This window comes from bacterium, from assembly GCA_021158245.1.
In the GTDB taxonomy this organism is placed as follows: domain Bacteria; phylum Zhuqueibacterota; class QNDG01; order QNDG01; family QNDG01; genus QNDG01.
The window spans coordinates 1-14,763 of sequence record JAGGVB010000062.1; the positions used below are offsets into that span (position 1 = coordinate 1).

Sequence of the window (14,763 nt, forward strand, 5' to 3'; positions counted from 1 at the left end):
ACACGAAGTTTGAAGGTCAGGTATATGTACTTAAGAAAGAAGAAGGCGGACGTCATACACCGTTTTTCCCTGGATACCGTCCACAGTTTTTCTTCCGTACAACAGATGTAACCGGATCAATTGAACTCCCTGAGGGAGTAGAGATGGTAATGCCCGGAGACAACATCAACATGAAAGTAGAGCTGATTGAGCCCATAGCAATGGAAGAGGGGCTTCGGTTTGCAATCCGTGAAGGCGGACGTACGGTTGGTGCAGGTGTTGTCGGGAAAATTATAGAATAAAACTAACTATGTGTAGTCTTTTGTAGCGGGACAGAGATGCGTGATATAATAATTTTGGCGTGTACGGAGTGTAAACAGCGAAACTACACGACTACAAAAAATAAAAAGAAGCAAACTGGTAGAGTGGAATACAAGAAGTACTGCAGGTTTTGTAATAAGCATACACTCCACAAGGAGACCAGGTAGGGGTTCTGGTATAGGCCTGTAGCACAAGTGGCTAGTGCACCGGACTCCAAATCCGGGGGTTGGGGGTTCGAGTCCTCCCAGGCCTGCTAAGTTTTTATAGGAGTAGAGATATGTTTGCTAAAATCTCGAAATATTTTAGTGAAGTTTCAACAGAACTTTCAAAAGTCAGCTGGCCCGGTAGAGAAGAAGTGTACGGGTCTGTTGTAGTTGTTCTTGTTCTTTGTATAATACTGTCTCTGATAATTTTTGGAGCTGATTTTATATTAAACAGAATGTTAAGGGCTATTTTTTAACTCTTTGGGGGATTGATTAAAGTGCTGCAATGGTACGCAATACATGTTTTTTCCGGTCACGAGAATAAGATTAAAAGATATCTTGAGAACGAGATAGAAAGAACCGGATTGCAGGAAAGTATAAACCGCATTTTAATCCCTTCTGAAGAGGTGGTTGAGATGCGAGATGGGAAAAAGAGAGTTAAAAATAAAGTTTTTTTCCCGGGATATATGCTTATTGAGCTTGATCTAAACCTTAAAACGCAGCACATTGTATTGAATACACCGGGGGTAACGAATTTTGTAGGCCCGAAAAATCAGCCGGTTGCATTAAGAGAAGATGAGGTCCGGAGAATACTCGGCAGGGTGGAAGAAAGAAAAGGGGAAGAGATAATTGAGATTCCCTATGAAGTCGGGGATCCTGTTAAAGTGATAGACGGCCCTTTTACGGATTTTACCGGAGTTGTGGAAGAGATTCAAAAGGACAAGAAGAAATTAAAGGTAATGGTAAGTATTTTTGGCAGATCAACGCCTGTTGAGCTTGATTTTCTTCAGGTAGAACAGGAAAAGTAGCGTTGAGTATTGTTTGAGGTAAAGTATGGCAAAGAAAGTTATAGGAATGATAAAACTGCAGATACCGGCTGGTCAGGCAAATCCATCGCCTCCTGTTGGTCCTGCTCTTGGTCAGCATGGTGTTAATATCATGGAGTTTTGTAAGGCATTTAATTCAAAGACTCAAGAGCAGCAGGGATTGATCATACCTGTTGTTATAACGGTTTATGCAGACAGGTCTTTTTCTTTTATAACCAAAACACCTCCTGCGGCAGTCTTATTAAGAATAGCAGCAAAGGTTGAAAAAGGATCCGGTGAGCCTAATCGTGAAAAGGTAGGTAAGGTTAACCGTAATCAGGTTAAGGAAATTGCAGAATTAAAGATGAAAGACCTTAATGCTCATAATGTAGAAATGGCTATGAGGATTATCGAAGGTACTGCGAGAAGTATGGGCATTGTAGTTGAATAATCAGGGAAAATGCAGATGAAAAATAGCAAACGGCGCAATGAGATGCTGAAGAAAATTGACCCGCAGAAAGCATATGAGTTGCAAGAGGCAATGACCCTTGTCAAAGAGAATGCAACAGCCAAGTTTGATGAAACGGTTGAGCTGTCAGTAAGGCTGAATGTTGACCCGAGAAAGGCTGATCAGGTTATTAGAGGAACTGTGTCTCTACCTAATGGTACTGGTAAAACTGTAAGTGTTTTGGTTTTATGTAAAGAAACAAAGGTCGATGAAGCAAAAGAGGCTGGAGCCGATTACGTAGGTCTCGAAGAATTTATTAGTAAAATAGAAGGCGGATGGGCTGATGTTGATGCAATTGTTGCCACGCCTGATGTAATGAAAGATGTTGGAAAGCTTGGCCGAGTTCTCGGGCCGAGAGGGTTGATGCCTAACCCAAAAGCTGGCACTGTTACTTTTGATGTCGGGGAGGCAGTAACACAGCTTAAAGCAGGAAGAATAGAATACAGGGTTGATAAGTACGGAAACATTCACGCTGCTGTAGGCAAGGCTTCGTTCTCTGTTGAATCCTTAGTAGAGAACGTTAAAACGCTTTTGGATCAGATTTTAAAAGCAAGGCCTTCCGTTGTTAAGGGGAAGTATGTTTTAAGTATTTCTCTTTCTTCAACTATGGGGCCCGGTGTTAAGCTTGATTCGGCAGCTTTGGTGTAGTATTTAAAAACAGGTAACTCAGGGATTTGTTATGGCAAGACCAGAGAAAGAATTAGTAGTAGATAAGGTTGTAGAGATTTTTCAGAAAGCTTCGGGCGTTTTTGTGACTGATTATAAGGGCTTGAATGTAGAACAGATTAGTGAGTTCAGAAATCAATGCCGTGAAAATTCAGTTGAGTATTTAGTTGTTAAAAATACGCTGGCCCGAATTGCTGCAAAGAAAGTGGGCCGTGATGAGATGATTGATTATTTCAAAGGCCCGTCTGCTATAGCTTACAGTTTTGATAATCCGTCTGCTCCTGCAAAGGTAATTACCGGATTTGTCAAAAAAGCCAAGGTAGAAAAGCCGAGTATTAGATTTTCGCTGTTTGAGGGAAATTTTTATGGTCCGGATAGAGTTGAAGAGATAGCAGCATTGCCTTCGAAAAATGAGCTCTATGCGTTACTGCTTGGCGGTTTTAATGCACCCATATCGGGTTTTGTTGGAACATTGAGCGGCTTGCTTCAGAAATTTGTAGGAACTTTGCAAGCCATCAAAGAAGATAAAGATAAGGACGAGGCATAATACAGCGCTGATTAGGTCTTATTTTAAGTTTGGAGGATAATAAGGATGACCGAAGAGAAAAAACAGGGCGAGGCTGTTGAGGTTGAGGAAGAAAAGACTGAGGCCAAAGATCTGAGTAAAAATGCTCAGAAGGTTCTTGATGCAGTTAAGAAGCTTACTGTTCTTGAACTCGCAGAGCTCGTTAAGGCGATGGAAGACGAGTTTGGTGTATCAGCCGCTGCTCCTGTTGTTGCTGTAGCACCTGGTGCTGCACCTGCTGCCGGGGCTGAGGCTGCGGAAGAAGAGAAGACCGAATTTGATGTAGTTCTGAAAGATTTTGGATCTAACAAGATTCAGGTTATTAAAACTGTTAGGGCTATGACAGGTCTTGGACTTAAAGAAGCAAAAGAGCTGGTAGAATCCGCTCCCAATGCAAAAATTAAAGAAGGCGTCACCAAGGATGAAGCAGAAGACGTCAAGAAGCAGCTTGAAGAGGCTGGCGCCACAATCGAGTTGAAGTAGTTAATTAGTGTTTCCAATAAAGGAGAGTGGTTTTTATAGCCATGAAATACGTCCAGCGTAAATCCTTTGCGAAGATTGAATCTGCAGTAGGGATACCGGATTTACTTGATATTCAGCTCAAGTCTTTCAGGGAATTTCTTCAGCATGATGTAGAACCTTCGAAAAGAAAGAAGCAGGGGCTTCAGGAAGTGTTTGAGGGCCTTTTCCCCATAAGCGACACAAGAGAAAATTATATTCTTGAGTTTGTGGAATATTCTGTGGAAGAGCCTAAATATACTGTTGAGGAGTGCCGTGAGAGAGGTGTAACCTATGCAACTCCAATCAAAGCTAAACTGCGTCTTTCAATAAGAGACCCTTACAGTGAAAAGAAACGATATGTTGATACTATAGAGCAGGTCGTCTATCTGGGGCTATACCCCTTTATGACAAATAAGGGTACTTTTATAATAAATGGTGCTGAGCGGATTATAGTCAACCAGCTGCACCGCTCTCCCGGAGTCTTTTTTGATGAAAAAGAACTTACCAAGGGAGTAAAAGCCTTTTCTGCGAGGGTTATACCTTTTAGGGGATCCTGGCTGGAGTTTGTTGTTGATACAAACGATATAATGTACGTTTATATTGACCAGGGCCGTAAATTTCCTGTAACTACACTGTTAAGGGCTCTCGGCGGAAGCACTGATGAAGAGTTACTTCGACTTTTCAACATGATTGAAGAAGTTGATATTAAAAATTCCGAAATTAAAAAGTATATTGGGAAAAATGTTTTCTTTAATCAGGGTGATGTCGGTGTGGTTGACAAGGAGACCGGAGAGGTTGTTCTTGAGCATGGCAGCCAGCTTACTGAAGAAGTTATACCGACACTTAAGAAAATCGGGATAAAATCTCTTAGTTTTATTGTAACTGATGGCCGTGTGGATGGAGCTGAAATTATTTACAACACACTTGTAAAGGATGTTGTAAAAACAGAAGAAGATGCTATAGAGGCTATTTATCGCCAGCTTAGATCAGGAGAACCGCCTGATCTTGAAACAGCTCAGGCACTTATTGAGCGGCTTTTCTTTAATCCGAAAAGGTATGATCTGGGCCGTGTCGGAAGATACCGGTTAAATAAAAAACTTGGCTCCGACGTACCTGAAGATGTTACAGTTCTTACTAACGAAGATTTTGTATTAATTATCAAGCATCTTCTTAGCGTAAGAACCGGCGCCAAACCTACAGATGATATTGATCATCTCGGTAACAGGCGTGTTAGGACAATAGGTGAGCAGTATGCCGCACAGATGAATGTCGGTATGTCAAGAATGGCGAGGATGATAAAAGAGAGGCTGAATATAGGAGATAGTGAAAAGCTTACCCCTCAGGATCTTGTTAATGCACGTACTGTGATGTCCGTGATAAACACTTTCTTCGGTACAAGTCAGCTGTCTCAGTTCATGGATCAGACTAACCCTCTCGCAGAGATGACACATAAAAGAAGATTGTCGGCTCTCGGACCCGGTGGGCTTACACGGGAACGAGCCGGATTTGAAGTTCGCGATGTTCACTATTCTCATTACGGAAGGTTATGTCCTATTGAAACGCCTGAAGGCCCGAATATTGGGCTGATATCTTCAATCGCTACTTATGGCAGGATTAATGAACTTGGTTTCCTTGAGACACCTTACAGAAAGGTTGTAAAGGGAAGAGTTACTGACGAAATAGTGTACATGAGTGCTGATGATGAGGAAAATTATACAGTTGCACAGGCTAATGCCCCTGTTGATGAAAAAGGTAATTTTATAAATGACAGAGTAAAGGCAAGATATAGAGGTGAATTCCCTGAAGTAAAGCCTGAGCAGATTGATTATATGGATGTGTCTCCTAACCAGACTGTTAGCGCGGCAGCTGCGTTGATACCGTTTCTTGAACATGATGATGCAAACAGGGCACTTATGGGCTCAAATATGCAGAGGCAGTCTGTCCCGCTTTTAAAACCGGAATCTCCAATAGTCGGAACAGGAATGGAGAGGAAGGTTGCAGTTGATTCACGCTCTATGGCCGTTTCTGATGTTGACGGAAAAGTGGTTTATGTAGATGCCGATCAAGTCAGGATTGAGCCTGTCCGTAAGAGCGGAGGAGACCTTTTTGACTTTGAAGAAGATAACACGGTAACTTATAATCTTACAAAATTCCTGAGAACGAATCAGGATACAATGGTGAATCAGACTCCTCTTGTCAGCGTAGGAGAAAAAGTTCATAAGGGCGATGTGCTGGCTGACGGCCATGCAACGCAAAACGGCGAACTCGCTCTCGGCAGGAATGTACTTGTAGCATTTATCCCCTGGCGGGGATATAATTTTGAAGATGCAATTGTAATAAGTGAACGTGTTGTAAAAGATGATGTATATACTTCTATACACGTTGAGCAGTTTGAGCTTCAGGTCCGTGATACTAAGCGCGGCGAAGAGGAACTCACAAGAGAGATTCCCAATGTATCTGAAGAAGCTACAAAAGATTTAGATGAAAACGGAATAATCCGTGTCGGGGCAAAGGTCAAAGCCGGAGCAATTCTTGTTGGTAAAGTTACTCCAAAAGGAGAAACAGAGCCTACTCCCGAAGAAAAACTTTTAAAAGCGATATTCGGAGAAAAAGCCGGGGATGTAAAAGATGCTTCTCTGAAAGCTCCTCCCGGTATGAACGGAATTGTAATTGATACGAAATTATTTTCCCTGAAAAAGAGAGATAAGGAAACAAAGAAGAGAGATAAGGAACTTATTGAGAAAATTGAAGAGTGGGGAATAAGGGAGAAAAAACGTATCTGGGCTTTGCGGAACGATAAGCTTAGAAAAATTTTAAAAGATAAAAAGAGCCTTGGAATCAGAGAAGAAGAATCTCAGAAGATTGTAGTCAGAAAAGGGTTAACTTTTTCAGATTCGATTTTAGGAAAACTCGATTTTGATATCCTGGATTGGTCCGCCCCATGGGCAGAAGGTGAGGATGAAAAGAGCAGGATTGTAGAGAAAATTTACAAGGCATATAATAAAAAACTTGCCCAGGTTGAAGAAAAAATTAAGAGAGAGCGCGATAAAGTTGCGATAGGCGATGAACTTCCGCCTGGGATTATAAAACTTGTCCGTGTCTATATCGCAAGAAAGAGGAAGCTGCAGGTTGGCGATAAAATGGCAGGGCGTCACGGAAATAAAGGTGTTGTAGCTAAAATTGTCCCTGTTGAAGATATGCCGTTTTTGCCGGATGGATCTCCGGTTGATATAGTTCTTAACCCCCTCGGCGTTCCTTCAAGAATGAATCTTGGGCAGATTCTTGAGACAACTCTCGGGTGGGCAGGCAGCCGTCTCGGAATTAAATATGCGACTCATGTATTTAACGGGGCAACAGAAGAAGAAATTAAAGAAGAGATCAAGAAAGCGGGTATTGCACCTGACGGTAAAAGTGATCTTTATGATGGTAAAACAGGCGAAAAGTTTGATCAGCGTGTTACTGTAGGATGTATTTACATGATGAAACTTTCACATCTTGTTGAAGATAAAATTCATGCACGGTCAATCGGGCCGTATTCTCTTATTACTCAGCAGCCTCTTGGCGGTAAAGCCCAGTTCGGCGGCCAGAGATTCGGAGAAATGGAAGTCTGGGCTCTTGAAGCGTATGGAGCTGCACATACATTACAGGAAATTTTAACTGTAAAATCGGATGATGTCCGGGGTCGTGCAAAAACATACGAAGCAATTGTAAAGGGAGAAAATCTCCCGATTCCGGGAATTCCGGAATCGTTTCACGTGCTTTTAAAGGAATTAAACGGACTCGGCCTTGATGTTGAGTTGCGATAATAAAGATGTCCCTCGCGGAGGTGAGAACAATTGTCGTTTGATCTGAAAAATAAAGGTTTTAGCAGCCTTTCCCTGAATCTTGCATCACCTGATACTATTCTCAGTTGGAGCAGAGGAGAAGTGCTGAAGCCTGAAACTGTAAATTACCGCTCGTATAAACCTGAAAAGGACGGACTTTTCTGCGAGAAAATATTCGGGCCTGTAAAGGATTATGAATGCCATTGCGGTAAATACAAGAGAATCAGATATAAAGGGATTATATGTGATCGCTGCGGTGTTGAAGTTACTACTAAATCCGTACGGCGAGAGAGAATGGGGCATATATCTCTTGCAGTTCCGGTAGTGCATATATGGTATTTCAGGTCGATTCCCTCTAAAATCGGATATATTCTTGGAATGTCGACAAGTGAGCTGGAAAAAGTTATTTATTATGAATCTTATGTTGTTGTAAATCCCGGAACAACCGGGCTTGATTATAAGCAGCTCCTTTCTGAGGAAGAGTATCTTTCTATACAGGATGATTTGAGCTTGAAGTCCGAAGAGGCCTCTATGGAAGATGAGGATGAGCAGGAAGAGTTTGTTGCTCTTATGGGCGGAGAGGCTATCAGAGAACTGCTTACCCGTGTGGACATAGTTGAGTTGTCAAGAGAGTTAAGAGCGGAGCTAAAGGTAACTACTTCAAATCAGGCAAAGCGCGAAGCAATAAAGAGGCTGGAAGTTATTGAATCGTTTATGAGGACTGAAAGCGGCAAGCCGAATAAGCCTGAATGGATGATCATGTCTGTTATCCCTGTAATACCTCCTGAACTCCGTCCATTAGTACCTCTTGAGGGTGGACGTTTTGCAACCTCTGATTTAAATGATCTTTACAGGCGGGTTATTATCAGAAATAACCGCCTTAAAAAACTTCTTGAAATAAAGGCTCCTGAGGTTATTCTTAGAAATGAAAAAAGAATGCTTCAGGAAGCAGTTGATTCTCTCTTTAATAACGGTAAACGCAGGGCTGCTGTCAGAGGCGAAGGAAACAGGCCTCTGAAATCTCTTTCAGATATGTTAAAAGGTAAACAGGGGAGATTCCGCCAGAACCTTCTTGGAAAACGTATTGATTATTCAGGCCGATCGGTTATTGTTGTTGGGCCGGAATTGACAATGGATCAATGCGGGCTGCCGAAAGAGATGGCGCTTGAGCTGTTTAAGCCGTTTATTATCAAAGAGTTAGTACAGAGGAGTGTAGTAAAAACAGTAAAATCCGCTAAAAAGCTTGTAGAGCGCAGAGATGAAGTAGTGTGGGATATTCTGGATCAGATAATTAAGGACCATCCTGTTATGCTTAACAGGGCACCTACTCTGCATAGGCTCGGTATTCAGGCATTTCAGCCGATTTTGGTGGAAGGCAAGGCGATAAGAATACATCCTCTTGTGTGTGCAGCTTTTAATGCAGATTTTGACGGTGACCAGATGGCTGTCCATTTGCCGCTTTCAGTTGAAGCGCAAATGGAAGCAAAGGTGTTAATGCTTTCAAGCCACAATATCCTGTCTCCTGCTAACGGAAGGCCTCTTGCGATCCCGAGTCAGGACATTGTTCTTGGAAGTTACTATCTTACAAAAACCAGAGATGGCGAGGTCGGCGAAGGTTTGATTTTTGCTGATGAAGAAGAAGTTTTGATTGCTTTCAATGATCAAAAAGTAGGGCTTCATGCAAAAATTAAAGTAAGAATCAACCATGAGATTATTGAAACAACAACAGGCCGTGTGATTTTTAATCAAATTGTACCAAAAGAAGTCGGTTATCTGAATGAGCTTTTAACGAAGAAACGCATCGAATCAATTGTTGACCTAACTTATAAGAAAGTTGGAAACAGACGGACCGTGCAGTTCCTTGACGACCTTAAGAGCCTTGGTTTTTATTATGCTATGAAGGCTGGTGTTACTATCGGTGTTGATGATGCAATAATACCAAAAGAAAAAGTAAGCCTTGTTAATAAATCAAATGAGGCTGTTGAAAAGATTAGAAGCCTTTATGAAAAGGGTGTAATAACAGACGGAGAACGATATAACAAGGTGATTGATGTCTGGACGAGAACAACAAACCAGATAGCAACTTTTCTTTTTGATCATCTTAAAGAGACTGAAGATGGCTTTAACCCCATATACATGATGGCTGATTCAGGTGCGCGAGGCAGTAAGGAACAGATCAGGCAGCTTGCAGGCATGCGCGGACTTATGGCAAAACCTCAGAAAAAACTTACAGGCGGTACAGGTGAAATTATTGAATCGCCGATAACTGCCAACTTCCGTGAGGGTTTGTCTGTTCTTGAATACTTTATTTCTACTCACGGAGCAAGAAAGGGGTTGGCAGATACTGCACTAAAAACAGCAGATGCAGGATATCTTACACGACGCCTTGTTGATGTGTCTCAGGATGTAGTTATTAATGAAGTTGATTGTGGTACAATTATGGGCCTTCATGTGGGGGATCTTAAAGAAGGTGAAGAAGTAATCGAACCGCTTAGAGACCGAATACTCGGAAGAGTTACTTCAGAGGATATTTTTGACCCTGAAACAGGTGAAATTATTGTTGAATCAGGCGTGCTTATAGATGAAGAAATAGCGGATATGATTGTTTCGAGGGGAGTCGAAACTGTCGGTATCCGTTCTGTTTTGACTTGTGAAGCAGAACGTGGTGTATGTGCTAAATGCTACGGAAGGAATCTTGCCACAGGAAGGCCTGTTTCAATAGGTGAGGCAGTTGGAGTTATGGCTGCCCAGTCCATTGGAGAGCCGGGAACGCAGCTTACTTTAAGAACTTTCCATATAGGTGGTACCGCCAGCCGAATTGCGGCTGAATCTGAAGTTATTGCAAAAGAAGACGGAACTGTTAAATATGAGAATATTAAATTTGTAGAACATAAAGACGGAACAATAATTTCTTTAAGAAGAAATGGACAGATAAAACTGTTTGATAAGGATAACAGGATACTGTCAACTTTTACAGTGCCTTACGGAGCTCAGATCCTTACAAAAGATGGGCAGGAAGTTAAAAAAGGCCAGCGGCTTTTTGTATGGGATCCTTACTCGGATACTATTATAACAAACACAGAAGGAACTGTTGAATACGTTGATATTAAAGAGGGCGAAACTTATCGTGAAGAGGTCGATGAAGTAACCGGCCAGAGGCAGATGGTTGTTGTTGAGTCTAAAAATCGAGACCTTAATCCTCACATCAATATTCTTGACAAGGATGGGGAAAAGACAGGATCATATATTATCCCGACAGGCGCCCACCTTATGGTAAAACATGAACAGCAGGTTGATTCCGGCGATATTCTTGTAAAAATTCCGAGAGAGATCAGTAAAACAAGAGATATCACGGGCGGGCTTCCGCGTGTTGCAGAGCTTTTTGAGGCGAGAAAACCTAAAGATCCTGCGATTGTCAGCGAAATTGAAGGTGTGGTTAAATTTGGACAGGTGCGGAAGGGTGTAAGAAAGGTAATTGTTGAATCTTCCGATGGCACAGATACAAGAACTTATGTTATCCCGTATGGGAAGCACTTACTTGTCCATGAGGGTGATTATGTGAATGCAGGAGAAAAATTATCCGAAGGGTCTGTTGTGCCGCATGACATTCTTGCTATTCTCGGAGCAAATAAAGTACAGGAATACCTTGTTAATGAAATTCAGGAAGTATACAGACTCCAGGGTGTAAGAATTAATGATAAACATATTGAAGTAATTGTTCGCCAGATGCTTAGAAAGGTTCGGGTTGAAGATCCGGGTGATACTGTACTACTTGAACGTACGGAAATTGACAGATACAGGTTCTTGAAAATTAATGATGATATTATGAATAAAGTTGTAATTGAAGACTCGGGTGATACTGGGTTCAGAGAAGGTGATGTGGTTGAGAAAGCTAAGGCAACGATTGAGAATGAAGCTATGAAATCCGAAGGCAAGGAGCCTGCAAAATTCAGGCCTGCCAGGCCTGCAACTTTCCGGCCGCTGCTGCTCGGTATTACAAAATCGTCATTAGGTACGGATTCATTTATATCTGCAGCATCATTTCAGGAAACAACGAGAGTGTTGACAAATGCAGCTATCAGGGGAAGCGTTGACCATCTCATCGGACTTAAAGAAAATGTTATTATGGGTAATATGATTCCTGCAGGAACAGGCCTGAAGAAGTTTAGAGAACTGAGAGTGTGGAATAAGGGCGCAATGGAAGAATATAAAAAGAGCACCCCTGTTGAGGGAGAAGCTCAGGATATAGTGTAATAAGTTTAGTATTAAGGAGGATTCTTTGCCGACACTGAATCAACTGGTAAGAAAAGGCAGAAAAGTTATCCAGAAGAAGAATAAGGCACCGGCCTTAACAGGTTGTCCTCAGAGGAGAGGAGTGTGTACCAGAGTTTACACAACTACTCCGAAGAAACCGAATTCAGCGCTGCGTAAAGTAGCAAGAGTGCGTCTTACAAACGGGTTTGAAGTTACAGCATATATTCCCGGTGAGGGGCATAATCTTCAGGAGCACTCAATTGTGCTTATTAGAGGTGGAAGAGTTAAGGATCTTCCGGGTGTTAGGTATCATATAGTAAGAGGGACTTACGATACCAGTGGTGTAGAAGACCGTATGAACGGAAGATCAAAATACGGTGTAAAACGAAAGAAGTAGTAACGGAGTTACGTAGATGCCGAGAAGAAGACGAGTACCAAAGCGAAAAGTATTGCCCGATCCGGTTTATCATCAGGAGGTTGTTACAAAGTTTATCAACGGCCTCATGAAAGGCGGGAAAAGAAGTCTTGCTGAAGATATATTTTATTCGGCAATGAACATTATTGAAGAGAGAACCGGTGACAAAGGGATTGATGCATTCCACAAAGCTGTTGAGAATGTAAAACCTATTATTGAGGTAAAATCTCGCAGGGTTGGCGGAGCTACATATCAGGTTCCGGTAGAAATTCCATCAAACAGGCGTGCAGCTTTGGCCTACAGGTGGATTATAAATTTTTCCCGCGCAAGATCTGAAAAGACTATGGCTGAAAGACTCGCGGGAGAATTAATTGATGCTGCCAAGAAAGAGGGTACATCAATCAAGAAGAGAGAAGATGTACATAAAATGGCAGAAGCGAATAAGGCATTTGCTCATTTTAGGTGGTAATGAAAATATTTAGAGAGAAACAGGGATAAGATGCAGAGAAAGTACCCCCTGAAGAATGTGCGAAATATAGGAATTATGGCGCATATTGATGCAGGGAAGACAACAACAACCGAAAGGATTCTTTTCTATACGGGGAAAGTTCACCGAATGGGAGAGGTCCATGATGGTGCTGCTACAATGGACTGGATGGCCCAGGAGAAAGAGCGGGGTATTACCATCTCGTCTGCTGCAACAACCTGTTTCTGGCATAACACTCAAATTAACATCATTGATACTCCGGGGCATGTTGATTTTACTGTAGAAGTAGAACGGTCTCTGAGAGTACTTGACGGTGCAATTGCAATTTTCTGCGGAGTTGCAGGTGTAGAACCTCAATCCGAAACAGTATGGCATCAGGCTGATAAATATCATGTTCCGAGAATTGCTTTTGTAAATAAGATGGATCGTGTCGGAGCTGACTTTGAAAATGTTCTTTCCATGATGCAGGAGAGGCTTGGTACCAATTCCGTACCGATTCAGATTCCTGTGGGAAGCGGTGAATCTTTTAAGGGTATTATTGACCTTGTTAAGATGAAAGCCGTTTTTTACAATGAATCCAGCCTTGGCACTGAGTGGGAAGAAATAGAAATTCCGGAGGAGTTCAAGGAAAAAGCAGCAATTTTTCGCCATAATATGATTGAAAGCATAGCTGAATTCAGCGATGTGATGATGGAAAAATATGTGGATGGTATTGAACCTGATGAAAAAGAAATCCACGGTGCGCTTAGGAACGGAACCCTGAAAACAGGGCTTGTTCCTGTTCTTTGCGGAGCAGCTTTTAAAAACAAAGGTGTCCAAAAGCTTCTTGATGCAGTTGTAGATTATCTGCCTTCTCCTGTTGATGTCCCTGATATAGAAGGCATTGATCCGAAACGGAATAAGGAAATTACAAGAAAAACAAGTGAAGATGAACCTTTTGCAGCATTGGCATTTAAGATAGCGACAGATCCCTATGTCGGGAAACTGACATATTTCCGTGTTTACTCAGGCATTGCAAAAGCCGGCTCTTATGTTTTTAACCCTCGTGAGGGGAAAAAAGAGAGACTGGGACGCATTTTGCAGCTGCATGCTAATAAGAGGGAAGACAGAGAATTTGTCGCTGCCGGTGACATAGCTGCTGCAGTAGGCCTTAGATACACCAAGACGGGCGATACTCTGTGTGATTTCAAGGAGCCTATAACTCTTGAGTCAATGGATTTCCCTGAACCTGTTATTGCAGTTGCAATAGAGCCCAAGACAAAAGCGGATCAGGATAAACTTGATGATGCTCTTTTACGCCTTGCAGAGGAAGATCCGACTTTTCAGGTTAAGACTGATGATGATACAGGCCAGACAATAATTTCAGGTATGGGAGAACTTCATCTCGAAATTATAACTGACCGTCTTTTCAGGGAATTTAATGTAAAGGCTAATGTAGGGAAACCCCAGGTTGCATACAGAGAGACAATTACCAGATCTGTCGAAGCAGAAGGCAGATTTGTGCGCCAGACAGGTGGAAAGGGACAGTACGGACATGTTGTTATCTATCTGGAGCCTGCTCCCAGGGGCACTGGATTCATATTTGAGAATAATATTGTCGGCGGTGCAATCCCGAAACAGTTTATTCAATATGTCGAGAGGGGAATAAAAGGCTCATTAAACAGCGGATGGGTAGCAGGATATCCTATAGTTGATATTAAAGTATCGCTTATTGACGGCTCATATCACCCTGTGGATTCTTCTGAAATATCGTTTGAAGTTGCCGGATCTATGGCATTGCAGAATGGATTTCAGAAAGCAGGCCCGGTGCTGCTTGAGCCGATGATGGAAGTTGAAGTTGTTTTGCCTGAAGATTATCTGGGCGATGTTATGGGAGACCTGAATGCAAGAAGAGGGCAGATCAAAGGAATGCACCAGAGGAAAGAGCTTCATATTGTGAGTGCAGTTGTTCCTTTAAGTGAAATGTTCGGCTATGCTACAGATCTCAGATCAAAAACCCAGGGAAGGGCAGTTTATACCATGCAGTTTTCGCATTATCAGGAAGTTTGCGAAGAAGAATCAAAGAAAATATTAGAAAGAATCAGAGGGTTTGTATAAACCTATCATGAATGGAGGAAATTATCCATGGCTAAGGAAAAGTTTGAGCGTTCGAAGCCGCATGTAAACATTGGAACGATAGGTCATGTAGATCACGGAAAGACTACATTGACAGCTGCAATAACCATGTTTTTAGC

At 42.1% G+C, this 14,763-nt stretch carries 14 protein-coding genes and 1 tRNA gene; all 15 read left to right on the plus strand.

Annotated elements, in window-relative coordinates:
• On the plus strand, positions 1-281 hold a 281-nt coding region (locus J7K93_03750; protein MCD6116107.1), incomplete at its 5' end, for an elongation factor Tu.
• Positions 282-317: 36 nt separating this feature from the next.
• Complete coding sequence (gene rpmG, locus J7K93_03755; protein ID MCD6116108.1) at positions 318-467, plus strand: 50S ribosomal protein L33; 150 nt, start codon at positions 318-320, stop codon at positions 465-467.
• A 12-nt stretch (positions 468-479) separates the two neighbouring features.
• Positions 480-553, plus strand: a tRNA-Trp gene (locus tag J7K93_03760).
• Between the two features lie 24 nt (positions 554-577).
• Positions 578-760, plus strand: coding sequence for a preprotein translocase subunit SecE (gene secE / locus J7K93_03765; GenBank protein MCD6116109.1), 183 nt, complete (start codon positions 578-580; stop codon positions 758-760).
• A gap of 15 nt (positions 761-775) precedes the next feature.
• On the plus strand, positions 776-1,312 hold the full coding sequence (nusG, locus tag J7K93_03770; protein ID MCD6116110.1) for a transcription termination/antitermination factor NusG: 537 nt from the start codon (positions 776-778) through the stop codon (positions 1,310-1,312).
• Positions 1,313-1,337: 25 nt separating this feature from the next.
• On the plus strand, positions 1,338-1,760 hold the full coding sequence (gene rplK, locus J7K93_03775; GenBank protein ID MCD6116111.1) for a 50S ribosomal protein L11: 423 nt from the start codon (positions 1,338-1,340) through the stop codon (positions 1,758-1,760).
• 15 nt (positions 1,761-1,775) lie between these two features.
• Entirely contained in the window at positions 1,776-2,465 is a 690-nt protein-coding gene (locus J7K93_03780; GenBank protein MCD6116112.1) for a 50S ribosomal protein L1, read from the plus strand.
• A gap of 31 nt (positions 2,466-2,496) precedes the next feature.
• The gene (locus J7K93_03785; protein ID MCD6116113.1) at positions 2,497-3,030 is read left to right on the plus strand and encodes a 50S ribosomal protein L10; all 534 of its coding nucleotides are present in this window, start codon (positions 2,497-2,499) and stop codon (positions 3,028-3,030) included.
• Positions 3,031-3,075: 45 nt separating this feature from the next.
• Positions 3,076-3,531: a 50S ribosomal protein L7/L12 gene (gene rplL / locus J7K93_03790; protein ID MCD6116114.1), complete on the plus strand. Its 456-nt coding sequence runs from the start codon at positions 3,076-3,078 to the stop codon at positions 3,529-3,531.
• A 41-nt stretch (positions 3,532-3,572) separates the two neighbouring features.
• A complete protein-coding gene (gene rpoB, locus J7K93_03795) occupies positions 3,573-7,355 on the plus strand; it encodes a DNA-directed RNA polymerase subunit beta (protein ID MCD6116115.1) in 3,783 nt (1,260 codons plus the stop codon).
• A gap of 30 nt (positions 7,356-7,385) precedes the next feature.
• A complete protein-coding gene (gene rpoC, locus J7K93_03800) occupies positions 7,386-11,627 on the plus strand; it encodes a DNA-directed RNA polymerase subunit beta' (protein ID MCD6116116.1) in 4,242 nt (1,413 codons plus the stop codon).
• Between the two features lie 25 nt (positions 11,628-11,652).
• Positions 11,653-12,024 carry a 30S ribosomal protein S12 gene (locus J7K93_03805; GenBank protein MCD6116117.1) on the plus strand — a complete coding sequence of 124 codons (372 nt, stop codon included), beginning with the start codon at positions 11,653-11,655 and terminating at the stop codon, positions 12,022-12,024.
• A gap of 16 nt (positions 12,025-12,040) precedes the next feature.
• The gene (gene rpsG / locus J7K93_03810; protein MCD6116118.1) at positions 12,041-12,511 is read left to right on the plus strand and encodes a 30S ribosomal protein S7; all 471 of its coding nucleotides are present in this window, start codon (positions 12,041-12,043) and stop codon (positions 12,509-12,511) included.
• A 30-nt stretch (positions 12,512-12,541) separates the two neighbouring features.
• Positions 12,542-14,626, plus strand: coding sequence for an elongation factor G (fusA, locus tag J7K93_03815; protein MCD6116119.1), 2,085 nt, complete (start codon positions 12,542-12,544; stop codon positions 14,624-14,626).
• A 27-nt stretch (positions 14,627-14,653) separates the two neighbouring features.
• On the plus strand, positions 14,654-14,763 hold a 110-nt coding region (locus J7K93_03820), incomplete at its 3' end, for a hypothetical protein (GenBank protein ID MCD6116120.1).

What these genes read in the sequence shown, in the direction of transcription:
- rpoB (MCD6116115.1), top strand. Translation starts at nt 3,573, where the DNA reads ATGAAATACGTCCAGCGTAAATCCTTTGCGAAGATTGAATCTGCAGTA.
- rplK (MCD6116111.1), top strand. Translation starts at nt 1,338, where the DNA reads ATGGCAAAGAAAGTTATAGGAATGATAAAACTGCAGATACCGGCTGGT.
- fusA (MCD6116119.1), top strand. Translation starts at nt 12,542, where the DNA reads ATGCAGAGAAAGTACCCCCTGAAGAATGTGCGAAATATAGGAATTATG.
- rplL (MCD6116114.1), top strand. Translation starts at nt 3,076, where the DNA reads ATGACCGAAGAGAAAAAACAGGGCGAGGCTGTTGAGGTTGAGGAAGAA.
- secE (MCD6116109.1), top strand. Translation starts at nt 578, where the DNA reads ATGTTTGCTAAAATCTCGAAATATTTTAGTGAAGTTTCAACAGAACTT.
- rpsG (MCD6116118.1), top strand. Translation starts at nt 12,041, where the DNA reads ATGCCGAGAAGAAGACGAGTACCAAAGCGAAAAGTATTGCCCGATCCG.
- rpmG (MCD6116108.1), top strand. Translation starts at nt 318, where the DNA reads ATGCGTGATATAATAATTTTGGCGTGTACGGAGTGTAAACAGCGAAAC.
- J7K93_03785 (MCD6116113.1), top strand. Translation starts at nt 2,497, where the DNA reads ATGGCAAGACCAGAGAAAGAATTAGTAGTAGATAAGGTTGTAGAGATT.
- J7K93_03780 (MCD6116112.1), top strand. Translation starts at nt 1,776, where the DNA reads ATGAAAAATAGCAAACGGCGCAATGAGATGCTGAAGAAAATTGACCCG.